The sequence below is a fragment of the Phycicoccus elongatus Lp2 genome, from assembly GCF_000367525.1.
Lineage (GTDB): Bacteria > Actinomycetota > Actinomycetes > Actinomycetales > Dermatophilaceae > Phycicoccus_A > Phycicoccus_A elongatus.
This window is the reverse complement of sequence record NZ_HF570956.1, coordinates 1,011,145-1,034,884: the sequence shown is the minus strand read 5'-3', so window position 1 is coordinate 1,034,884 and position 23,740 is coordinate 1,011,145. Positions and strand designations below refer to the sequence as shown.

Annotated in this window: 16 protein-coding genes, 1 tRNA gene and 3 pseudogenes; 15 read left to right on the top strand and 5 right to left on the bottom strand. The window is 64.8% G+C overall.

Going from position 1 to position 23,740, the window contains the following annotated elements; all coding sequences use genetic code 11:
• The 7 genes and pseudogenes from BN10_RS04905 to BN10_RS04875 form a co-directional block, all read left to right on the top strand.
• The coding region (locus BN10_RS04905; protein ID WP_198014007.1) for an L-lactate permease at positions 1-869 on the top strand (869 nt) is incomplete at its 5' end.
• Positions 866-1,627, top strand: a complete 762-nt coding sequence (locus BN10_RS04900) for a (Fe-S)-binding protein (RefSeq protein ID WP_010850072.1) — start codon at positions 866-868, stop codon at positions 1,625-1,627. The genes BN10_RS04905 and BN10_RS04900, both read left to right, overlap by 4 nt.
• A pseudogene (locus BN10_RS04895) lies at positions 1,627-3,118 on the top strand (lactate utilization protein B). Before BN10_RS04900 ends, BN10_RS04895 begins: the two are co-directional and overlap by 1 nt.
• Entirely contained in the window at positions 3,115-3,756 is a 642-nt protein-coding gene (locus BN10_RS04890) for a LutC/YkgG family protein (protein WP_010850071.1), read from the top strand. Before BN10_RS04895 ends, BN10_RS04890 begins: the two are co-directional and overlap by 4 nt.
• Positions 3,757-3,780: 24 nt before the next feature.
• Positions 3,781-5,124 (top strand): serine hydrolase domain-containing protein, encoded by a 1,344-nt coding sequence (locus BN10_RS04885; protein ID WP_010850070.1) that lies wholly within the window; start codon positions 3,781-3,783, stop codon positions 5,122-5,124.
• 117 nt (positions 5,125-5,241) lie between these two features.
• Complete coding sequence (locus tag BN10_RS04880; protein ID WP_010850069.1) at positions 5,242-7,365, top strand: RecQ family ATP-dependent DNA helicase; 2,124 nt, start codon at positions 5,242-5,244, stop codon at positions 7,363-7,365.
• Between the two features lie 20 nt (positions 7,366-7,385).
• Positions 7,386-7,467 (top strand) — tRNA-Leu (locus BN10_RS04875).
• A 236-nt stretch (positions 7,468-7,703) separates the two neighbouring features.
• On the opposite strand, the gene BN10_RS15585 is transcribed toward BN10_RS04875, so the two are convergent.
• The 4 genes and pseudogenes from BN10_RS15585 to BN10_RS04860 form a co-directional block, all read right to left on the bottom strand.
• Positions 7,704-8,204, bottom strand: a complete 501-nt coding sequence (locus tag BN10_RS15585) for a hypothetical protein (protein ID WP_233354264.1) — start codon at positions 8,202-8,204, stop codon at positions 7,704-7,706.
• 41 nt (positions 8,205-8,245) lie between these two features.
• Positions 8,246-9,160 (bottom strand): recombinase family protein, encoded by a 915-nt coding sequence (locus tag BN10_RS15580; RefSeq protein ID WP_051369621.1) that lies wholly within the window; start codon positions 9,158-9,160, stop codon positions 8,246-8,248.
• Positions 9,157-9,552 (bottom strand): ImmA/IrrE family metallo-endopeptidase, encoded by a 396-nt coding sequence (locus BN10_RS04865; RefSeq protein ID WP_010850065.1) that lies wholly within the window; start codon positions 9,550-9,552, stop codon positions 9,157-9,159. Before BN10_RS04865 ends, BN10_RS15580 begins: the two co-directional genes overlap by 4 nt.
• Positions 9,553-9,619: 67 nt before the next feature.
• A pseudogene (locus tag BN10_RS04860) lies at positions 9,620-10,926 on the bottom strand (ISL3 family transposase).
• Positions 10,927-11,412: 486 nt separating this feature from the next.
• On the opposite strand from BN10_RS04860, the gene BN10_RS04855 reads away from it, so the two are divergent.
• The 7 genes and pseudogenes from BN10_RS04855 to BN10_RS18230 all read left to right on the top strand — a co-directional run bounded on the left by BN10_RS04855 (position 11,413) and on the right by BN10_RS18230 (position 21,394).
• The gene (locus BN10_RS04855; RefSeq protein ID WP_010850060.1) at positions 11,413-12,984 is read left to right on the top strand and encodes a type I restriction-modification system subunit M; all 1,572 of its coding nucleotides are present in this window, start codon (positions 11,413-11,415) and stop codon (positions 12,982-12,984) included.
• A complete protein-coding gene (locus BN10_RS04850; protein WP_010850059.1) occupies positions 12,981-13,898 on the top strand; it encodes a restriction endonuclease in 918 nt (305 codons plus the stop codon). The genes BN10_RS04855 and BN10_RS04850 overlap by 4 nt, the downstream gene beginning before the upstream one ends.
• A complete protein-coding gene (locus BN10_RS16195) occupies positions 13,895-15,067 on the top strand; it encodes a restriction endonuclease subunit S (protein WP_040750935.1) in 1,173 nt (390 codons plus the stop codon). Before BN10_RS04850 ends, BN10_RS16195 begins: the two co-directional genes overlap by 4 nt.
• Positions 15,064-18,174, top strand: coding sequence for a type I restriction endonuclease subunit R (locus BN10_RS04840; RefSeq protein ID WP_010850057.1), 3,111 nt, complete (start codon positions 15,064-15,066; stop codon positions 18,172-18,174). The genes BN10_RS16195 and BN10_RS04840 overlap by 4 nt, the downstream gene beginning before the upstream one ends.
• A gap of 76 nt (positions 18,175-18,250) precedes the next feature.
• The gene (locus BN10_RS18240) at positions 18,251-19,120 is read left to right on the top strand and encodes a nucleotidyltransferase domain-containing protein (protein ID WP_010850055.1); all 870 of its coding nucleotides are present in this window, start codon (positions 18,251-18,253) and stop codon (positions 19,118-19,120) included.
• Between the two features lie 3 nt (positions 19,121-19,123).
• Positions 19,124-19,723 (top strand): Cap15 family cyclic dinucleotide receptor domain-containing protein, encoded by a 600-nt coding sequence (locus tag BN10_RS18235; protein WP_407674653.1) that lies wholly within the window; start codon positions 19,124-19,126, stop codon positions 19,721-19,723.
• 383 nt (positions 19,724-20,106) lie between these two features.
• Positions 20,107-21,394 (top strand): annotated as a pseudogene (locus BN10_RS18230) (ISL3 family transposase).
• Between the two features lie 74 nt (positions 21,395-21,468).
• Here BN10_RS18230 and yczE read toward each other — a convergent pair.
• Positions 21,469-22,224: a membrane protein YczE gene (yczE, locus tag BN10_RS04830; protein WP_010850050.1), complete on the bottom strand. Its 756-nt coding sequence runs from the start codon at positions 22,222-22,224 to the stop codon at positions 21,469-21,471.
• 63 nt (positions 22,225-22,287) lie between these two features.
• Between yczE and yczR the strand changes: the two genes are divergently transcribed.
• Positions 22,288-23,733: a MocR-like transcription factor YczR gene (gene yczR / locus BN10_RS04825; protein WP_040750933.1), complete on the top strand. Its 1,446-nt coding sequence runs from the start codon at positions 22,288-22,290 to the stop codon at positions 23,731-23,733.
• Positions 23,734-23,740: the final 7 nt, after the last annotated feature.

Below are 23,740 nucleotides of genomic sequence, written 5' to 3'. Positions count from 1 at the left end.
CGGCGGGCGGCCCGAGCGCCCCCACCGGGCCGATGGGCACCGAGCCGACGGTCACCTCCGAGCGCGACGACTCGCCATACGGAGTCTCGGCCGAGGAGCTGGCGAGGCGGGCACGTGCGCTCACCCCCGCCCGGATCGTGATGGCGCTCTTCCCCTACCTGCTCGTCATCGCCGTCTTCTCGGTCGCCAAGCTCGTGCCGGCCGTCAAGGACTTCCTCACCGGCACCGACCGCAAGATCCCCTGGCCCGGGCTGGACGGCCACGTCCTCACCGTCGCCGGCAAGGTGAGCACCTCCACGGTCTACACGCTGCCGTGGCTCTCCTCACCGGGCACGCTGCTGCTGCTCTGCTCGCTCGTCGTCGCCGCGGTCTACCGTGTGTCGATGTCCACCTGGGCCCGCGAGGCCGGCGCGACGGCGCACAAGATGCGCTTCGCCTTCCTCACCGTGGCCTCGGTGCTGGCTCTCGCCTACGTCATGAACCTCTCCGGCCAGACGATCACCATCGGCGTGTGGATCGCCGGCGCGGGCGCCGCCTTCGCCTACCTCTCCCCGCTCCTGGGCTGGCTCGGCACCGCGGTCACCGGGTCCGACACCTCCGCCAACGCCCTCTTCGCCACCCTCCAGCAGACCGCCGCCCAGAAGGCCGGGCTCGACCCCACCCTGCTGGTGGCCGCCAACACCAGCGGCGGCGTGGTCGGCAAGATGATCTCGCCGCAGAACCTCACCATCGCCGCAACGGCGGTTGGTCTGGTCGGCCGCGAGGCGGCGATCCTGCGCAAGGTGCTCCCCTGGTCGATCGGGCTCATCGTCCTCATGTGCCTGCTCGTGGGCCTGCAGTCGAGCGTCCTGGCCTGGATGCTGCCGTGACCGCGGGGGGAGGGACGTCGTTGCGGGTGGCACTCTTCGCGACCTGCTTCAACGACACCATGTTTCCCGAGGCACCCAAGGCGACGGTGCGCCTCCTCGAACGCCTCGGCTGCCGGGTGGAGTTCCCGCTCGCGCAGACGTGCTGCGGGCAGATGTTCACGAACACGGGGTATGCCGCGCGCAGCCTGCCGCTGGTCCGCTCGTTCGTCGACGTCTTCGGCTCCTACGACGCCGTCGTCGCACCGTCGGGGTCGTGCGTGGGGTCGGTGCGGGAGCAGCACGCGATGGTGGCCCGGCACGGCGGGGACTCCGGGTTGGCGGCAGCGGTGGAGGCTCTCACCCCCCGCGTGCACGAGTTGAGCGAGTTTCTCGTCGACGCACTCGGCGTGGTCGACGTCGGCGCCTACTTCCCTCACCGGGTGACCTATCACCCGACCTGCCATTCGTTGCGAATGCTCAAGGTCGGTGACCGACCGGAACGCCTGCTGCGCGCGGTCAAGGGGCTGACGCTTGTCGAGTTGCCAGGGGCGCGCGAGTGCTGCGGTTTCGGCGGCACCTTCGCGCTGAAGAATGCCGATGTCTCGATCGCGATGGGTTCCGACAAGGCCCGCCACGTGCGCGAGACCGGCGCCGAGGTTCTGGTGGCCGGCGACAACTCGTGCCTGGCCCACATCGGCGGGATCCTGGAGAGACAGCGAGCCGGGGTGCGCACGATGCATCTGGCCGAGGTGCTGGCCGCGACGGAGGGGGGCGCGTGATGACCGATTCGCCTCCGTTGCAGCGGACCTCACCGATCTATGTCGGTATGCCGTCCTTCCCCGTGGCCGCTCGCGTGGCCCTGGACAACACTCAGCAACGGCGCAATCTGGCCCACGCCACGTCGACGATCCGGGCCAAGCGCGCCGCAGTCGTCGCCGAGGTCGCGGACTGGGAGGACGTGCGCCTCGCGGGAGCGTCCGCCAAGGACGACGCGCTCGGTGACCTCGCGGTATACCTCGAGGAGTTGGAGACCCGACTGACCGAGCAGGGCGCGAAAGTGCACTGGGCGCGCGATGCGGCCGAGGCCAACCGGATCGTCGTCGACCTGGTGCGAGCGCGCGGTGCCGACGAGGTGGTCAAGGTCAAGTCGATGGCCACCCAGGAGATCGAGCTCAACGAGGCCCTGGAGGCAGCGGGTATCCACGCCTGGGAGACCGACCTCGCCGAGCTCATCGTGCAACTCGGCCATGACCGGCCCAGCCACATCCTCGTGCCGGCGATCCACCGCAACCGCAGTGAGGTGCGTGAGATCTTCCGGCGCGAGATGGGCGCGGTGGGGCGGCCCGCCCGCACCCGACGACCTCACCGATGAGCCGGCGCGCTTGGCGGAGGCGGCGCGATTGCACCTGCGGGAGAAGTTCCTGCGGGCAAAGGTGGCGGTCAGCGGCGCGAATTTCGCTGTCGCAGAGACGGGAACGCTCGTCGTCGTGGAATCCGAGGGCAACGGCCGGATGTGCCTGACCCTGCCGGAGACGCTCATCTCGGTCGTCGGGATCGAGAAGGTCGTGCCGCGCTTCGCCGACCTCGGGCCGCTCCTGACGCTGCTCCCCCGCAGCTCGACCGGGGAGCGGATGAACCCCTACACCTCGATGTGGACGGGCGTCACGCCCGGAGACGGACCGCAGGACGTGCACGTCGTGCTCGTGGACAACGGCCGGACGCATGTGCTCGCGGATCCCGTGGGGCGACAGGCACTTCGATGCATCCGCTGCTCGGCGTGCCTCAACGTGTGCCCGGTCTACGAGCGCACCGGGGGACACGCCTACGGTTCGGTCTACCCGGGGCCGATCGGGGCCATCCTCAATCCGCAACTGCGTGGGGTCGGCTCGGAGGTCGATGCCTCCCTCCCCTACGCCTCCTCGCTGTGTGGTGCCTGCTTCGAGGCGTGCCCCGTGCGCATCGACATTCCCGAGGTCCTCGTCGACCTGCGCACCAAGGTCGTCGAGGCCAAGGGCGCCTCGGCGGAGGGCGTGGGCATGGGAGCGATGGGCTGGCTCTTCGGCTCGGCCGGTCGACTGGGCCTGGCGCAGCGCGCGGCGACCCTCGCGGGGCGACTCAGCCGGGGTCGGATGCCCCGCAACCTCCCGGGGCCACTGTCCGGCTGGACCAATGCGCGCGACCTACCCGCACCCCCACCGGAGACCTTCCGCGACTGGTGGATGCGCACCCATGACGCCGATGGCACCCGGCGCGACGGGAGCGACCGATGAGTGCGCGCGACGAGATGCTGGCCCGCATTCGCACCGCCAACGCCGCGGCAGGGGCTGGTCCCACGGGCAGGTTGGTGCCGCCCGTCGAGGTGCAGCACGGGGACGTGGACCTCTTCTGCGAGAACGTCGCCGACTATCGGGCAACGGTGGTCAGAACCCGCGAGGGCGAGGTCGCCGGGGCCATCGGCCGCGTCGTCGGCGACCTGGGGATCGGCTCTCTCCTCGTGCCGGCCGGCGCAGACCCTGACTGGACGACCGCCCTGGGCCCGGAGGTCTCCGTGCTGCAGGTCGATGACGGCACCGCCATCAGCTATGACGAGCTCGGTGCGGTCGGCGCCACGCTGACCTCGTCCAGCGTGTCGGTCGCGCGCACCGGCACGATCATCCTCGACCACAGCGCAGGTCAGGGCCGGCGGGAGCTGACGCTCGTGCCCGACCGCCACATCTGCGTGGTGGCCGCCAGAACGGTCGTCGACGATGTGCCCGATGCGGTTGCTCGCCTGGCCGCCCTGGGCGTCGAGCAGCGGCCGCTCACCTGGATCAGTGGTCCGAGCGCGACCAGTGACATCGAGCTCGACCGGGTCGAGGGTGTCCACGGCCCACGCACGCTGGTCGTCATCGTCGTCGACGACGACTGACGTGCCCACGGCATAGCGTGGGGCATGGGCCTTCCTGACGCTGCCGTCCTCCGCCTCGACCACCTCGTGGCGACCGCCCAGGTCGAGGGGCGCGTGCCTGCTCTGGTCGCCGGCGTCGTGCGTGACGGAGCGTTGGTCTGGTCCGGCGCTGCTGGCAGCGTGGGCGCCTCGGCGCCCGATGATGACACGCAGTTCAGGATGGGTTCGATCACGAAAACCTTTGTCGCCGTGACGATCCTGCGCCTGCGGGATGCCGGGCGACTCGACCTCGCCGACCGGTTCGAGGAGCACGTTGCGGGGACGCCCTTCGGGTCGGTGACCATCGAGCAGTTGCTGACCCACACCGCCGGGCTGCAGGCCGAGACACCGGGACCGTGGTGGGAACGCACCCCCGGTGGCACCTGGGACGAACTCGTCGCCGCGGGCGTCGAGCAACGCTTCCGCGCCGGCCGGCGCTTCCACTACACGAATGTCGGGTATGCCGCGCTCGGTCACCTCCTCGAGGTCGTGGAGCATCGACCGTGGTTCGAGGTGGTGCGCGACGACCTGCTCGTGCCGCTCGGCATGATGCGAACGACGTTGCGCCCCAGCGGCCGTGCTGCTCAGGGCTGGGCGGTGCACCCAGTGGCCGACCTCGTGCTTCGTGAGCCCGAGCACGACGCCGGGGCAATGGCGCCGGCTGGTCAGCTGTGGTCGACCGTCGCCGACCTCGGTCGTTGGGCGGCCTTCCTCGCCGGACGCACCGAGGGTGTGCTGTCCGCCGACACGGTGGCCGAGATGCTCGAACCGCACATGGTGCACGAGGAGGTTGGGGCGCCGTGGACCGGCGCCCACGGACTGGGTTGGGAGGTCTGGAACGTCGACGGCGTCAGGTATGCCGGTCACGGCGGCTCCATGCCGGGCTTCCTCGCCGGCCTGCGGGTCAACCTCGCCACCGGCGACGGCGTCGTCACCCTGCTCAACACGACCTCCACGCCCGTCGGCCGCTCTCTCATGACCGACCTGCACGCCACACTGCTCGAGGCCGCACCGAACGCACCGACACCGTGGGTGGGCCAGGGTGAGGCGGTCGGGCTCGACCTCGTCGGGCAATGGCACTGGGGGCCAGCACCGGTAGTGGCCAGCCTTCGCCAGGGGCGCCTGGTGCTCGGGGAGCCCGGCGAACGGCGCGGATCGCGCTTCGACCCGGTCGGCCCTGATGAATGGATCGGGCTCGATGGCTATTACACCGGGGAGCCGCTGCGGGTGGTCCGGGACGCCCATGGTGCCGTGAGCCACCTCGACCTGGCGTCCTTCCGCTTCACTCGGGAGCCCTACGACCCGGCCCGCGACATCCCCGGTGGCGTCGACGAGGCCGGCTGGCACTGACCGACGTCGCGTTCGGGGCGGGTTCATCCGTGCCAGGGCACGGGAGAACCCGCCCCGAGCGAAGGGGAAGGCGCGGTTGCCCGCGGTGTCGGCCCCGCGGCATACGGTGGGGAGACCATGGTGAACTCGACGACAGACCTGACCGCAGCGGCAACGGCCGCCCTGCGCCGCTTGGTGGGCCGCGACGACGCGGACTTCCGCGACGGCCAACTCGAGGCCGTGCGCGCCCTCGTGGCCGACCGTGCACGGGTGCTCGTCGTGCAGCGCACCGGATGGGGCAAGTCGGCCGTCTACTTCGTGGCGACAGCGCTGCGGCGGTCCCAGGGGTCGGGCCCGACGCTCATCGTGTCGCCGCTGCTCGCGCTCATGCGCGACCAGATCGCGGCGGCCCATCGGGCGGGCATCCGCGCCGTGACGATGAACTCGGCCAATGCCCAGGACTGGGACGAGGTCCGCGACGCCCTCTCGCGCGACGAGGTCGACGTGCTGCTCGTCAGTCCGGAGCGGCTCAACAATCCTCGCTTCCGCGAGGAGCAATTGCCCGATCTGGCGCGACGATGCGGGCTCGTCGTGGTCGACGAGGCGCACTGCATCTCGGACTGGGGGCACGACTTCCGCCCCGACTATCGCCGGATCGCCGATCTGCTGACGGCGCTGCCGGAGGGCACGCCGGTCCTGGCGACGACGGCGACCGCGAACGCGCGAGTCGTCGCGGACGTCGAGGAGCAGCTCGGGCGCGCCGGTGACGGCTCGCGGGTGCACGTGGAAACGATCCGCGGCGGCCTGGCGCGCGCGTCGCTCCGGCTGGGTGTGCTGCGGTCGATGTCACCCGAGAGCCGTCTCGCCTGGCTGGTGACACACCTGCCCTCACTGCCCGGCAGCGGCATCATCTACACCTTGACCGTCGCGGCAGCCGAGGATGTCGCGACAGCGCTGTCCGAGGCGGGGCTGACGGTTGCGTCCTACACCGGCCGCACGGACCCCGCCGATCGTGAGCGCCTCGAGGAGGCGTTGCGGCACAACGAGGTCAAGGCGCTCGTGGCGACCTCCGCGTTGGGGATGGGCTTCGACAAGCCCGACCTGGGATTCGTCGTGCACCTGGGTGCACCGAGTTCGCCGGTGGCCTACTACCAGCAGGTGGGGCGAGCCGGCCGAGCGACCGAGCGGGCCGACGTGCTGCTCATGCCGGGGGTGGAGGACCGCGACATCTGGACCTACTTCGCATCGGTGTCCATGCCGCGCGAGGACCAGGCCGGTGCCGTCCTGACCGCTTTGACGCAAGCCGGCCGAGCGCTGTCGACGGCCGCCCTGGAGACGATCGTGGACGTCCGCCGCACCCGGCTGGAACTGCTCCTCAAGGTGCTCGACGTCGACGGTGCTGTGCAGCGGGTGACCGGCGGGTGGATCAGCACCGGCGTGCCGTGGACCTATGACGCCGAGCGCTACGCACGCGTGGACAGGGCACGGCGTGACGAGCAGCAGCTCATGCTCGATTACGAGGCGACGACGACCTGCCGCATGCGGTTCCTGCAGGAGAGTCTCGACGACGGGACTGCTGCCGATTGTGGCCGGTGCGACAACTGCGCCGGTGCCTGGTTCCCGACCGAGGTCGGCGACGAGGTGCGTGCTGCGGCACGGGCTCGGCTGGCGAAGGTGGGGGTCCCGATCGAGCCGCGGGCCCAGTGGCCGACCGGGATGGAACGCCTCGGCGTGCCGGTCAAGGGTCGGATCGCGGCTGACGAGGCGATGGAGCCCGGTCGGGCCCTGGGGCGGCTGTCGGACCTCGGGTGGGGCCAGCGGTTGCGCGAGGTCCTGCGCGAGGACGCACCAGCTTCGGCGGAGTTGCTGCGTGCCGTCGTGCCGGTCCTCGCCGAGTGGGGATGGTCCGAGCGCCCCGTCGGTGTCGTCGGTATGCCGTCGCGCAGCCACCCCACGCTCGTCGCCTCCCTGGCCGCGGGGCTGGCCGAGATCGGTCGGCTGCCGCTGCTCGGGACACTCGACCTCGCGCACGGGGGCCCAACCGGTGAGCCCGGAGGAAACAGCGCCTTCCGGCTCGCGGGCGTCTGGGATCGCCTGGTCGTCGGGACGGACCTCGGCGTGGCCCTGGCAACGCACCCGGGGCCGGTCCTGCTCGTCGACGACCTCGTGTCGTCACGGTGGACGTTGACCGTGGCCACCCGGGCGCTGCGGTCGGCCGGGGCTCGGGCGGTGCTGCCCCTCACCCTCGCCGTCGACGGCTGAGCGCCTACAGTGGGCCACGCGCGCGAGTGGCGGAATTGGCAGACGCGCCAGATTTAGGTTCTGGTGCCCTCGGGTGTGCGGGTTCAAGTCCCGCCTCGCGCACGTAGACGTTCATATTGGAACCTGCACAAAACAGATCAGCCAGTGTGCACGTCTCGGGATCTTCGCCCTCGGCCATCAGGTCGGGGGCGATTCCTTTTGCGATAGCCGAGCCGAGCGCGGGCTTGTCAGCCTCCTCGTAGGCGACAGCAGCGTCGTGCAGTTCCTGCACGATCGGCGTCTTCTGTCGCGCTTGATGCCGTCCTCATCGATCCAGAGTCGAGTGAAGCTGGCGATGTTCAGTCTCGGCGGACGGCGTCCGGTGCCGTGGCGTATGTAGGGTGCGGGTCGTCGAGAAGTCGCAGGTGCCGGTCAAGCACTGTCGCACCGACACTGATTTTGTCGCCGGTCTCCTGCATTCCTTCTTCAGCCGCCACGCGCTCGATCTGTATCTGCCTGAGTCGAGCATTGATCTTCTCGCGCGGCAGTGCCGAGTCTTCAGCGAGGTCGAGCAGCTTCTCCTCGCGAACGGCGAGCCGGTCGAGTTGCTTCCGGTATCCAGCGTGGATCTCACGCAGGTTGGCTTGCTCATTGTCCAGAGTCGCTCCGACGGCCTCGGTGATGGCCTCACGGAAGTCGTGCGGCAGCCCGAGACGTACGTAGTGATCGGCGACGTGCCACTCGACCTGCGCAGCCGGCAGATACGGCAGGTCGCATTGACCTTTGCCCTCCAGTCGGACACGACAGGCGAAGTAGTCGTAGTAGTCACCACGACGCCCCTCGGCCTTGGTGAAGATCATGCGGCTGGCCCGGCCGTTCTGAGTGCAGCGATCGCAGTACATCAGTCCCTTGAGGTAGTGGTAGTGCACGCGATCACGCTGTCCGCCCTTTGAGCGATGCTCCATGACGCGCTGCACCTCGTCCCACACGTCCACATCAACGATGGGCTCGTGTGTCTTCCCGGATACTGCTCACCCTTGTAGACCACGACGCCCTTGTAGTACGGCTCGATCAGGATGCGATGCATCGCCGAGCGAGAGATGGGCCCACCCTTGTAGCGACGCGTCGGACGCGTGGTCAGACCCATGTCGGTGACAGTGGCTAGCACGCGGTCGACGGTGTAGTCGCCAGTGGCGAAGAGTTCGAACGCTTTGCGGATCAGGTGCGCGCGCTCTGGATCCAGCTCGATGCTGTTGACTTGGCGTCCCTCGTGTTCGATGCGAACGTTCTTGTAGCCAAGTCGCGCGCGGCCATTGGTGCCGCCGCGCTCCGCCTTGTGCTGCATCTTGACCTTGATGTCCTCGCCAGACATGCGGACCTGGACCTCGTTTATGATGTCGGTCACAGCCTCCATGGCGTCGGCCATGATGCCCTCGCCGAAGTCCTCCTTGGCCGATATCAGCCGCACACCCTCCGCTTCGAGTCTGCGCTTGGTCATGACAGCGTCTGCCAGATTTCTGAAGGCTCGTGATCGCATGTAGATGATCACGTAGTCCACTTCGGGGTGAGACGCGAGGTACGCCAGCGCGCGCTTGAACACGGGCCGTTTGTCTATCGACTGCGCCGATGCGCCAGGTTCGATGAACTCCTTCTGGATCACCGCGCCCATCTCGTCAGCCTTCGCCTGGTTGGCGATGCGCTGGGTCGCGATGCAGTTGCCGTCAGCAACGACATCCGAGCCGGTATTCATCTGGCGAGTGGTCGACACCCGCAGATAGGAGATGGCGATCTTCTGGCTGCTTGCCTGTGTGCTCATTTGAAGCTCCTCTTGACGGGGCGGAAGCGCTGAGAGCGCCATGGGGTTGTCTGGACAGGCCTCGCGCACCTTAGGTTGCGCGTGAACGTCGTGGGATCGATCAGCCCGACCTGGTCGAGCCGAACTCGGACGGCTGCAGTGCTGGTACCGAAGTGCTCGGCAAGGTCCTCAACGCGCTGCATTCCGCCACCGAAGAGCCGTTTCCTCTCACGCATCGGCATGAGCACGCATCCTGCGGAGAAGTCAGCGGCACGCTCAGCGTCTTCCTCGCTCGCATAGAGGACGACGCGGTCGACATGGTCGATGACGTGCTTGTACTCGTGCAGCATGCTGAAGCGCTGCCGAGCCGGACTCTCGACCTTGTTGATGACAAGCATCCACTCAAATGCCATTCCAGTAGCTCAAACCCGAGGTAGGTAGCTCGTCGTACTCGATGCGAATGCGAGGCAATATGGCTCATCACAATCCAGGGTGTAGGCGGGACCTGAAGCCACCGGTCTCGAGCAGGGATCTGGCGATGTAGTTGGTCAGGTTGCGGAAGCCCAGGGCGGAGCCGCGCAGGTGTTCCAGGCGTCCGTTGAGGGCCTCGGTCGGGCCGTTGGAGGTGCCGGGCCGGTCGAAGTAGGCCAGTACGTCCGCGGCCCGTTGGGTCAGGGTCCGGCCCAGGCGGCGCAGCTCGGTCAGCGGGGCCGGGACGCCGTCGCGCAGGCAGCCGATGAGCGCGCGCATCGCCTCCCGGGCTCTGGTCCGGTCGGGGTCGCGGTAGGCCGCGATCATCCGCTGGTAGAGGCCCCAGGTCGCTTCGACCTCGACGTGGTCGTCGGTGCTGAACAGCAGGACCAGGCGCTCTCGTTGCCGGTCGGTGAGGAGGTCGTCCCCGGTGTGCAGGGTCCGCCTGGCCCGGTACAACGGGTCGCTGGCCAGGCCGCGGTGGCCGTGCAGTCCTGCTGGACCCGGCGCCGGCACCGGTCCAGAGCGTCCCCTCCCAGGCGGACGAAGTGGAAGGAATCCATGACCGCGACCGCGTCGGGCAGCTCCTCGGCCGCCGCGGTCTTGAACCCGGTGAACCCGTCCATCGCGACCACCTCGACGGCATCCCGCCAGGCCTGGGGACGGTCGGCCAGCCAGGTCTTGAACGCCGCCTTGGAGCGGCCTTCGACCATGTCCAGCAGCCGGGCCGGGCCAGGACCGTCGCGGATCGGGGTCAGGTCGATGATCACGGTGACGTACTTGTCACCCTTGCGGGTGTGCCGCCACACGTGCTCGTCGACCCCGACCACCGCGACCCCGTCGAACCGGGCCGGGTCGCTGATCAGGACCCGCTTGCCCTCGGCCAGGACCGCGTCGTTGGCGGTGTTCCAGGCGACGGTCAAGGCCTCGGCGACCCGGGCGACGGTCAGGTGCTGGACAACCAGCGCGGTGAGCGCCCACCGCAGCGCCGCCCGGGACAACCTGGCCCGCGGCTGCGCAGCCTTGGTCGTGTCCTGCCGCCATACCCGCCCGCAGCCAGTGCACCGGTACCGGCGGATGGTGACCGCCAGCGTCGTCGGACGCCACCCGAACGGCTCGTGCGCCAGCTCCCGGACCACACTGTCGCGAGGAGCACCCTCGCAGCCACAGTGTCGGCACCATCGGTCGTCGTCGATGACGCGGCAGGCCAGCACCGCCCTGTTGGGCTCCAGGCGTTGCCCGGTCACGACCAGCCCGAGCTCGTCAAGGCGCGTGAACGTGGCCAGGTCGGGGCGAGCGAAGGTAGCGTCGGGCACGTCGAGGTCTCCCGGATGGACAGTGTGAGAACTTCCATCCTCGGGAGACCTCGACCCCTACCTCGCCACCGACGCGCCGACCAGGCCTACACCCTCATCTGTGATGAGCCAGTTTCTCGCTTGTTGGTGTCGATAGTGAACAGAAACCTGTCCCGCTCGAGGTGAACGAGGAGCGAAAGCCATCGGGCGAGCAGGAGTTCACCGTTGAACGCGTCGTCAAGACACTCAAGAAGCTGTTTATGTTGAAAGCACCTCACGGGGACAAGCAGCGCACTTGGCGGATGCAGTGGCCTGGAGAGTTGTGGCCATGCTTTACGGTCACAACTATCGGCGCTTTGAGTAAGGAAACGACGGTGAGTTCGCAAACCCTAGGGAACAGCTTGGTCATTACGATAGCCAAGCTGCCCGAGTCATCTTCGGTCGCGAACACTTAAATGAGCATCTTTGTTATAATGAGCCTCATATACGAAAAAAGAGGAGAATTGAATGACCCCGAGTACTAAAGAAGCTCAACGAGCCGAGCTGCACAAGACGATCTGGCGGATCGCGAACGACCTGCGAGGCAGCGTGGATGGTTGGGACTTCAAGAGCTACGTGCTCGGGATGCTCTTCTACCGTTTCATTTCCGAGAACCTGACAGCGTTCGTCAACGAGGAGGAGCGTGCGGCCGGGGATGCGACCTTCGACTACGCGGCGCTGGATGACGAGGACGCCGAGTTCGGCCGCAAGGACACAGTCAACGAGAAGGGCTTCTACATCCTGCCCTCGGAACTGTTCGCTAATGTCCGCAAGCACGCAGCGGCCAACCCGGACTTGAACGAGACGCTCCAAAAGGTGTTCAAGAACATCGAAGGCTCGGCTCTCGGCACTGACAGCGAAGATGACCTAAAAGGTCTGTTCGACGACCTTGACGTCAACAGCACAAAACTCGGCAACACAGTTGCGAAGCGCAACGAGAAGCTAGTCAAGCTGCTCGACGCCATCGGCGATCTGCCGCTCGGCAACTTTACCGACCAGACGATCGATCTCTTCGGCGATGCCTACGAGTACCTGATGCAGATGTACGCCTCACAGGCCGGCAAGTCCGGTGGTGAGTACTACACACCTCAAGAGGTCTCCGAGTTGCTAGCGCGGATCACTGTCGTCGGCAAGAAGACGGTGAACAAGGTGTATGACCCTGCCTGTGGCTCGGGGTCGCTGCTTCTGAAGTTCGCAAAGGTGCTCGGCAAGAACAACGTCCGCAACGGCTTCTACGGTCAGGAGATCAACCTGACCACATACAACCTGGCGCGCATCAACATGTTCCTGCATGACGTGAACTTCGAGAACTTCGAGATCCGTCACGGCGACACACTGACCGATCCGCAGCACTGGGACGACGAGCCCTTCGAGGCGATCGTGTCCAATCCTCCGTACTCGATCAAGTGGGACGGAGACAGCAACCCGCTGCTGATCAACGATCCGCGCTACGCTCCGGCTGGCGTGCTGGCGCCGAAGTCCAAGGCCGATCTCGCCTTTACGATGCACATCCTCAGCTGGCTGGCCGTCAATGGCACTGCGGCAATCGTCGAGTTTCCGGGGGTGCTCTACCGTGGTGGCGCAGAACGCAAGATCCGCCAGTACCTGATCGACAACAACTACATCGACGCCGTCATTCAACTGCCACCCGATCTGTTCTTCGGCACCACCATCGCTACCTGCATCATCGTCCTGAAGAAGTCAAAGAGAGACAGTGCGGTTCTGTTCATCGACGCCAGCTCCGAGTTCACTCGTCAAGGCAATAAGAACAAGTTGACACCCGCAAATCAAGACAAGATCCTCGACCGCTTCATGGGTCGCGAGGACATTGACCACTTCACCAAGCTCGTCTCGAACGAAGACATCGCGGCCAACGACTACAACATCGCCGTCTCCTCCTATGTTGAGCAAGAGGATCTGCGCGAGGTTGTCGACATAGCTGAGCTCAACGCCGAGATTGCTCGGATTGTCGTCCGTCAACAGCAACTTCGCGCCTCGATCGATGAGATCGTGGCCGTTTTGGAGGGCACCAACCAATGAGCGACATGCCCACATGGGAGGCGTTCATGACGCCGACACTTCGCGTCCTCAGCGACGGCGTCGTGCGCACGCGGCGCGATCTTCGACCACTAGTGGGACGAGAATGCGGACTGACGGAGGCGCAGATGAAAGAGACGTTGGCTTCCGGGCAGCCGACCTACGAAAACCGCATTGGCTGGGGACTGTCGTTCCTCACGAACGTCGGTGCGCTCGCACGGCCGACGCGGGGCAACTACACCATCACCGACGCTGGCCGGCACCTCTTGGAGAAGTTCCCGGACGGCGTCCTCGAGCGTGACATCAGGGCACTTGGGGAAGATCCGTCCGCGCCTATACGCCCATACGTAGCGACGGCCACGAGGAAGCCGGGCCCTGCGGAGGCGCCCGCCGAGACATCAGCGTTGACTCCGATCGAGCAGGTGCAGAACGGCGTCGAACGAATCCATGCTGAGGTCGCTCATGAGCTGCTACAACGCCTGCAAGACAAAGATCCCGCCTTCTTCGAGGAGGCGGTCGTCGAGCTACTGGTGGCAATGGGCTACGGCGGAGCGAACGGGAGTGGTTCAGTCACTCAGCTGACGAATGATGGTGGGATCGACGGTGTTATCGACCAAGACATCCTCGGACTGAGCCGGGTCTACATTCAGGCGAAACGCTACGCCCGCGACAACGGTGTCGGTCGTCCCGATGTCCAAGGCTTCGTGGGCGCGTTGCACGGCCGAGCTGACAGCGGCGTGTTCATGACAACGAGCTACTTCTCGCAGGGCGCTCGTGACTACGTTGCCTCTTCGCCAACGCGGATTGTGCTGATCGACGGCAAACGCCTCACGGATCTCATGATCCAGTTTGGCGTCGGAGTCCAGGCCAGTGAGACCTACACGATCGTGGAGATTGATGAGGACTTCTTCGCATGAGCCGAATTGATGAATTGATCGCGGATAAGTGCCCGGATGGTGTTGCATTTAGGACAGTCGGTGATGTTACATCGAAAGCGTCGAAGGTAAAGTGGCCTAGCACGGCCGGGGCCCCTTTCCAGTACATTGACCTGTCGTCCGTCGATCGTAATACTCACAGGATTGGCGTGACTACAACCATCGCCGAGGGTAACGCGCCGAGTCGGGCTCAACAGATCGTGGAGGCTGGCGACGTGATCTTCGCGACGACTCGACCTGCACAAATGCGTTGGGCAGTCATTCCAGATCAATATAGCCACCAGATCGCGAGTACGGGATATTGTGTCCTTCGCCCCGACACCTCCGTCATGCTGACTGGGTTCCTGGCTCACATGCTTGGATCCGACGATTTCCGTCGTTACGTCGAAGCTAATCAGGTCGAAGGCAATTACCCCGCGATCCCTGACGGTCGCGTACGAGCTTATCGACTCCCAGTGCCGCCTCTCGAAGTGCAGCGAGAGATCGCGGGCATATTGGATAAATTCAGTCAGCTGAAAGCGGAAATGGAAGCGCAACTGGAAGCGGAACTGGAAGCGCGACGACGTCAGTATGATTACTATCGGTCCAACATCCTGACCTTCGATGACGACGTCGAACGAGTCTTCCTTGGTGATGTCGCGACCATTGGGACCGGCAGTCATGACACGAAGGACGCCGTCGCTGACGGAGAGTATGTCTTCTATGCGCGTGGCCGCGAGCCTTTCCGGCTCGACTCCTTCGACTTCGACGAGACGGCGATCATAACAGCAGGCGATGGCGTCGGAGTTGGAAAGGTTTTCCACTTCGCGTCCGGGCGATATGCGCTTCACCAACGCGCTTACCGAATTGTTCCCGGGGAACAGATTGACGCTCGATACCTCTACCACTACCTTGTGGCTGATTTTACCCGCTACCTTGAGCGAACGTCGGTGCATGCCTCCGTGACATCACTGCGACGGCCGATGTTTCTCAGATATCCGGTGGCGTTGCCGAGCTTTGAGGAGCAGCGTCGCATCTCGTCAATCCTCGACAAGTTCGATGCTCTATCGACCGATCTGAGCATCGGGCTTCCGGCCGAGATCTCGGCTCGACGCAAGCAGTATGAGCACTTTCGTGACAAGCTCCTCACCTTCGAGGAGCTCCCCGCATGAGTGATGCATCTGCACGTAAGTACGACCCCATCGCGCTCAGCGCCGAGAGCACTGTCGTCGCTGAGTACGTCCCTGAGCCCAGTGACAGTACCGGCTACCAGTCGGAAGCCCAACTAGAGAATCAGTTCATCGCCCTCCTTGAGTCGCAGGCCTACGAACGCCTGACGATCACCTCTGAGGCGGATCTTGTGGCGAACCTGCGCACCCAGCTCGAGACCCTCAACCACGTCACGTTCTCGGACGCTGAGTGGGACCGCTTCTTCAACGAGCGGATCGCGGGCAAGAAAGACGGCATCGTCGAGAAGACCGTGCGCATTCAAGAGGACCACGTCCAACTGCTGCTGCGGGACGACGGCTCGACGAAGAACATTTCGCTACTCGACAAGAAGAACATCCACAACAACCGACTGCAGGTGCTCAACCAGTACGAGGTGACGAGGGGCGGCGACGCGGGCGGCCAATTCGCAAATCGCTACGACGTAACCATCCTGGTCAACGGGCTTCCTATGGTCCACGTCGAGCTCAAACGCCGGGGTGTCGACATCCGCGAAGGATTCAACCAGATCAACCGCTACCAGCGGGACTCGTTCTGGGCCGGCTCTGGGCTCTTTGAGTATGTCCAGCTGTTCGTGATCAGCAACGGCACGCTCACAAAGTACTACTCGAACACGACACGTCGTCAGCACATCAGCGACGCGTCCAGTAGCAAGAGGCGCGGCAGGCAGACCTCCAACTCGTTTGAGTTCACCTCCTGGTGGGCCGACGCGACTAACAAGCCGATTCGGGATCTGAGCGCCTTTGCCAAGACATTCTTTGCGAGGCACACCATCCTGAGCATCCTCACCCGATACTGCGTCCTGACCAGCGACCGGATGCTGCTGGCCATGCGGCCGTATCAGATCGTCGCCACCGAGCGGATCCTGCAGAAGATCGACGTGTCTACCAACTACAAGCAGCTTGGCACCGTGGCGGCTGGCGGCTACGTCTGGCACACCACAGGGTCGGGCAAGACCTTGACGAGCTTCAAGACTGCGCAGCTGGCGAGCAAGCTCGCGCCGGTCGATAAGGTGCTCTTCGTCGTCGATCGCAAGGATCTCGACTATCAGACGATGCGAGAGTACGACCGCTTCGAGAAGGGCGCTGCCAACTCAAACACGTCGACGCGCGTACTGAAGAAGCAGCTCGAAGACCCGAGCGCGCGAATTATCATCACGACCATCCAGAAGCTCGCTACGCTCATCAACGCCAACAAGGGCCACTCGATTTTCGACGGTCATGTCGTGATCATCTTCGACGAGTGCCATCGCTCGCAGTTCGGCGATATGCACACCGCGATCACCAAGGCGTTCAAGAAGTACAACTTGTTCGGCTTCACCGGGACCCCCATCTTCTCGGCCAATGCTGGAACCGGCGGCAACGTCAACCTGCGCACCACTGAACAGGCGTTCGGCGAGAAGCTGCACACCTACACCATCAAGGATGCCATCACCGATAAAAACGTGCTCCCGTTCAAGATTGACTACATCAGCACTGTCAAGGTCGGCACGTTCGAAGACAAGCAGGTCTCTGCTATCGATCGCGAGCGGGCACTGCTGTCCACCAAACGCATCAAGGAAGTCGTCGCCTACACGTTGAAGCACTTCGACCAGAAGACGAAGCGGGCCAGCGGCTACACCCACTCGATCATCACTAATGTGGCCGAGATGGCGGGCCAGCGTCGAGGTGCGATCGACGAGCTCAAGCAAGCGAAGCGGGTCAAGGGCTTCAACGCACTGTTCGCAACAGCATCCATCGATGCGGCCAGGATGTACTACAACCAGTTCCAGCTCCAGCAGGAGGACTTGCCGCCGGATCGCCAGCTAAAGGTGGGATTGATCTACTCCTACGCCGCCAACGCCGAGGTGGAGGATGGGGCGCTCGACGAAGAAGACTTCGACACCTCGGAGATGTCAGGCGATGCACGCGCCTTCCTTGAGGACGCGATCCAGGACTACAACGACATGTTCGGCACGAGCTACGACACATCAGCCGATCGCTTCCAGAACTACTACAAAGACCTGTCGCTGCGGATGAAGAACCGCGAGATCGACCTGGTCATCGTAGTGAATATGTTCCTCACTGGCTTCGACGCGACCACGCTGAACACCCTCTTCGTCGATAAGAACCTGCGGTCACACGGCCTGATCCAAGCGTTCTCCCGCACCAACCGAATCCTCAACTCGGTCAAGGTGGCAGGCAACATCGTGACCTTCCGTGATCTCGAGGAGGAGACCAACGATGCCATCGCCCTGTTTGGCAACAAGGACGCCAAAGGCATCGTTGTCCTCAAGCCCTACGGCGACTACTACCAGGAGTACACCGAGACCGTCGACAAGCTATTGGCTCAGTTCCCGCTCGGGCAGGTCATCGAGAGCGAAGCGGCGCAGAAGGAGTTCATCAAGCTCTTCGGGGCCATCCTTCGGCTACAGAACATCCTGACCTCGTTCGACGAGTTCGAGGGTAACGAGATGCTCACCGAACGTCAGAACCAGGACTACCGCAGCGTCTACCTGGACCTCTACGCGGAGTTCCGCAAAGACACGATGCCCGAGAAGGAGTCGATCGTCGACGACGTCGTCTTCGAGATCGAGCTCATCAAGCAAGTCGAGATCAACGTCGACTACATCCTCATGCTCGTCCAGAAGTACCGCGCCGAACACGGCGACGGTGACGATAAGGAGATTCGCGCCGAGATCAGGCGCGCCGTCGACGCCAGCCCGAGCCTCCGCAACAAGCGCGACCTTATCGAAGACTTCGTCGACAGCGTCTCCCCCAGTGGCAGCGTTGACGACGAGTGGCAAGCCTTCATCGCTGCACGTAAAGAAGCCGAACTTGCCGCCATCATCGACGATGAGGACCTCAAGCCCTCTGAAACGCGTCACTTCATCGACTCAGCCTTCCGCGACGGTGGTGTCCAGACAACAGGTACTGCGATCACCAAGGTGTTGCCGCCAGTGTCACGCTTCTCACGTGACGGGAGCCGCACCGAGAAGAAGCAGCGCGTGCTGAGCCGACTGACAGAGTTCTTCGAACGATTCTTCGGCCTCGGCGCAGGAGGAGGTTCATAGTGAGGGATGTCATTCCGTCAATATCAGCGATGACTGCGCTGTTCCAACACACGGTCGAACAGAAGGGGGTTATCTAGTGGCTTCCACGCCTCAAGAGCGCCGCGACTGGACCGCTGCCGGTTCAGACGTCACGGCAAAGAACACGTACTCCTCAATTAAGAGGGCACTTGCAATCTTGGAGAGCGCTTACAACGTCGAGATTTTCTTGCAGGGTTCATATGCTAATGCGACAAACATCCGAGCTGACTCGGACGTTGACATTGTAGTGATGACGAAGAGGACTTTCCAAGGCTCTCGTAGTCGACTAAGTTCTTCCCAGCAGGCAAGGTGGGATGCTCTTCCAGCTGCAACCTTCACCGAGTCGGACCTGCGGGCGGAAGTCTTGAGTGCCCTGTCTCAGTACTACGGGCAATCGCGGGTGCACTCCCGCAACAAATGCATCACTGTTGATGCTGCCCCAGGGTATGTCGATGCAGATGTCGTGCCGTGTCTGCAATACCGGCACTACCCAGGCCCTAACAGCGATATATCAGCTGGCTTTGTCGAGGGCATAGCAATCCATCCGCTTCGCGGTGGACAGATCGTCAACTTCCCCAAGGAGCATATCAAGAATGGCCAAGCGAAAAACGCTGAATGCAGCAAGACATACAAAGCGACCGTTCGCCAAGTCAAGCGCCTACGCAATCGTGCGGTGCGGAATGGAATGCTGCGCGACGGAATAGCCCCGGGTTACTTGCTCGAGTGCATGGTTTACAACGTTCCAAGCAGTAGATTCATTGCGGATGATTCTCGTCGACTCTTAGAAGTGCTTTCCTGGTTGAGAGTTTCGTCCAAGGCGTCGTTTAAGTCGTGCGATGGAATACATGACCTCTTCGCTACGGATCCTGGTGGCTTCAGTGTGTCTGTGGCGCAAGAGATTCTCGACGCATTGTGGGAGGCCTACTAGGAGATGCACCCATACTCAACCAATGAATCACGCGTCGGCATATACTCGACAATGGCGATCATCGCAGTTGTGTGCGCTTGGTCTATCACCACGCTTACATCGAGGTACTCGTGGCCCGAATGGCTAGTCAGCGCTCCCTCCCTCGCTGCAGTATTCACACTGCTCTTTCACGTATTTGATCGCTATTTGTGGCGGTGGCCGGTGCTCTCTCGAATGGGAGTTGTCGGCATCCCAGATTCGTCTGGAACCTACGAGGGAAAACTGTCAAGCACCTTCAGGGACATTGCAGGACAATCAGTTCAAAGGGACGTTGTGCTACGTGTTCGGCAAACGTGGACTCATATGAAGGTCGAGATGGAGGTTGCAAGTGGAACGAGTACGTCTGTATCCACGTCCGCGCTGGGGTCAGTTCAATCCGACGGCTCAGCGACCTGCCTCACCTATGTTTATGCAAACCGGGTCAATCCCGCCTTGGCAGACTCGGATATGGGCGATCATGGCGGCACAGCGGAATTGCGCATTTACGCGGATGGGCGTTTCAACGGTCGGTACTACAACAGTAGACCCCGCGCAGGGACCATTCAGGGCCTCAAGAAGAGTTGAAATTACTGTCCGTCTCGACTCGCGGGCGGTTCGCTAGACCGGCATTGGGCTGCAATCAACCCGACTGTAGCTTGGGGCATGTGAACGATGCGAGATATCTCCATGACAGAGTAGTTGGCCGCAACTAATCCGCCAATACGAAGAAGGGTGTCGCTGTCCAAGGACTTGCCATGGACTTCTAACCCACTCTCAGCAAGGATCAGGCGGACCGAGTAACTGCTCAATGAGTACTTCTTCATGAGCCACTGCAGTGTCGCCCCCAGGTGACCCTGCCTCCCATAACGCGCTCTTCGACTTTGAGCGGGGTGCCCTGACCTGAGGGGGCTCGTGGCCCCAGTCATGCTGTTGGTCTCTACTCCGTCAGCAGCAACGAGGCCACGAGCATGATCGACAGTACGTCAGTGCTGTTCGGGCTGGAAGACGATTTCGTCGTCATCAGTCTCGAGCGGCTCAGCGAGAACGACGTGAGGGTCGTGATTGAGCAGCGGGACCGGGAGGCGCCCTGCCCGGCCTGCGGAGTCTTCACCTCCAGGGTGAAGGAGCGTCCGCTGGTGCGGGTCAAGGACTTGGCCGCGTGCGGGCAGGTGATCGAGCTGTGGTGGCGCAAGCGGCGCTTGGCCTGCGCCGAAGCGCTGTGCGGTACGGGCTCGTTCACGCAGCAGTCGGAGGCGATTCCGACACGGGCGCGGCTGACCAGCCGGCTGCGCGAGGTGATCGCGACCGAGATCGCTTCGGGGAACCGGGCTGTCGAGGAGGTCGCCCGTACCCATGGGGTGTCGTGGCCGACGGCGCACCGAGCGTTGGTCGCCGCGGCCGCCAGGTGGCTCCCGGCCCCCGAGTCCACCAGGGTGCTCGGGATCGATGAGACCCGGGCCCGCTCGGTGCGGTGGGTCCTGGCCGGGGCTGGCTGGCGCCGGACCGACCCGTGGCTGACCAGCTTCGTCGACGCGGACACCACCGGCCCCGGTTGGATGCTCGGGTTGGCGCCGGGACGGTCCGGTGCGTGTGTGAAGGACTGGCTGAGCGAGCAGAGCCCCGGGTTCCGGGCCGCGATCGAGGTGGTCGTCATCGACACCTCCGCCCCGTACGCGTCCGGGATCCGGGCCCCTGCCGCACGCGCGGATCGCGGTCGACAAGTGGCACCTGGTCGCCCTGGCCAACACCATGGTCACCGAGGTCCGGCAGCGGGTCACCCGCGAACGGTACGGTCGGCGCGGCACCACCAAGGAGCGGGTGTGGGTCAACCGGCAGCTGCTGCTCACCGGGTACGAGCACCTGTCCGTCAAGGAGCGTGCCCGGTTCAAGGCCACCCTGGCTGCCGAGGACCCCACCAACAAGATCGGCGCCGCCTGGGGCGTCAAAGAACGCCTCCGACTGCTGCTCGCCGAGACCGATGAGCACCGGATCCGGCACCGGCTGTACGAGTTCTATCGGGACGCCGCGCAAGCGGATATGCCCGAGACCACCCGCCTGGCCACCACCATCGAGACCTGGTGGCCGGCCATCCACGTCGCGTTGACGATGAAGGTCACCAACGCCCGCACTGAAGGCTTCAACCGGATCATCAAGAACACCAAACGCGTCGCCTGCGGCTTCCGCAACCTCAAGAACTACCAGCGCCGGATACTCTCAACCATCGCGCTCACCCGAGCACGACGAGACGCAGCATGACCACCACCCCGCCCCGCTCAAAGTCGAAGAGCCCCATAACGACGCATACTGTGCACGTGGCCGAGCGACCTCGCTCAGTGGGCCTCGCACTGGCCCGACTCGTCGGCGAGCCGATCAGCATCAGTCTCCTCGGCAACACCGGCCCCGACCGAGCGTGACGGCGGGTCGACCCGGACGGTCAGCAGCGGCAGGAAGAACTGCACGATCGGCCCGATGAGCAACGCATAGAGAACGGTCCCGACACCGACGACGCCACCGAGCAGCCACCCGACGGCGAGCACGGTGACCTCGATCGTCGTGCGGACCAAGCGCAGAGACCAGCCGTACTTGCGCGAGATGCCCACCATCAGGCCGTCACGAGGCCCGGGGCCGAACTGGCTTCCGATGTAGAGCGCCCCCGCGATGCCGTTGACGAGGATCGCGCCGAGCAGGAGCGCCCAGCGCCACCCCAGCGACGTCGGGGCGCCGAACATCCCCAGCGTCACATCGGTGGCAATGCCGATGAGGACCGAGTTGAGGATCGTGCCCAGACCGGGCCACTGGCGCAGCGGGATCCAGAGCAGCAGGACCGCAAAGCTCACGACGATGACGACCGTGCCGAAACTGACATCCCAGTGCGTCTGGACGCCGAAGTGGAAGACATCCCACGGATCGAGACCAAGCCCGGCCCGGATGAACATCGCCATCGACACGCCATAGAGCCACAGCCCGATGACGAGCTGGACGAAGCGCCGCGTGAAGCGCCCCGCCCGCAGTTGCTCCACTGAGGTCATCGGCACGAGCTCGACGCGGCGGCGGACTCCGCGATGCAGGAGTTGGATCGGCGCCATGTCCACCAGTGTGCGGCCAAAGTGGCCACACCTTCGATAGCCAATTGTGAGACAGTGGCCTGCATGTCGCCCACCGTCGCCGCACCCCGCCTGGCCACCCTCGTCGGTGACCTCGCCGATGCTCGTCCCGCCTATCGAGCGCTGGCCGACCGGATCCGCCTACTCATCGCCGACGGGCGCGTCGTCGTCGGCACCCGCCTCCCGAGCGAGCGCGACCTCACGACCGCGCTGGGTGTGAGCCGCACGACGGTCACTCGCGCCTATGCCGTGCTCCGCGACAGTGGGTATGCCGTGGCGCGGCAGGGCTCCGGCACGACGGTCGCCATTCCCACCGGCGAGATCCGCCGCGGCACCGGCGCCTCCCTCTATCCCGCCGAGCCGGGCCATGACGTCCTCGATCTCACCTGTGCTGCCACCCGCGCGCCGAGCGGAGTGGCCGAGGCGTACGCCGCAGCGGTCGACGAGTTGCCGGCCTACCTGGCCGGCGCCGGCTACTTCACCCTCGGCGTGCCGGAGGTGCGCGAGGCGATTGCCGCACGGTTCACCGCCCGCGGCCTGCCGACGAGCGCCGACGAGATCCTCGTGACCAGTGGTGCCGTGGCCGGCATGGCCATCCTCGAGCGGGCCTTCCTCTCGGCCGGGGACCGGGTCCTGATCGAGAACCCTGCCTACCCCAACGCCGCAGAATCGCTGCGGCGCACCGGAGCCCGCCTCGTGCCCGTCCCCGTCGACGACACCGGCTGGGACACCACGACCGTGACCTCCACCATCGCCACGTCCCGTCCTCGGGCCGCCGTGCTCGTGCCCGACTTCCACAACCCGACCGGCGCCTACATGCCCGACACCCAGCGCGCCCTGGTGGGTCGTGCGCTCGCCCGTCAGGACACCCTCACCTTCATCGACGAGACGATCACCGAGGTCCGGCTCGACGACGGCGAGGCCGCCCTGCCCTTCGCCGCCCACCACCCCGGTGCCATCACCGTCGGCTCGTCGAGCAAGTCCCATTGGGGTGGCCTGCGCCTGGGCTGGATCCGCGCCCGCGCGGACCTGCTCACCCGACTCGTCGACGCCCGCGTCACCATTGACCTCGGCGCCCCTGTCCTCGAGCAATTGGTCCTGCTCCACCTGCTCCGCCAGTCACCCGGCATGCCGGCCGACCGCCGCGAGGACCTCGTCCGCGCCCGTGGTGCCGCCATCACCGCCCTGCGCACCCACCTGCCCCAGGTCGACTTCACCATGCCAGCGGGGGGTCTCAGCCTGTGGCTGCGCCTGCCCGAAGCCACCTCATCGGCCCGGGTCGTCGACGCTGCCGAGCGCGAGGGCCTGCTCCTCGCGGGCGGCAACCGCTTCGCAGCGACAGGCACCCTCGATCGCCGGCTCCGTCTCCCCTATGTGCTCTCGCCGGGGCAACTCGACGAGGCGGTCCAGCGCCTGGCCCGTGCGGTCACGATCGCCGGGCACACGGCATACCGACCGGGGAAGCGCACCACTCGTCCGCTGGTGGCCTGATGCGCCG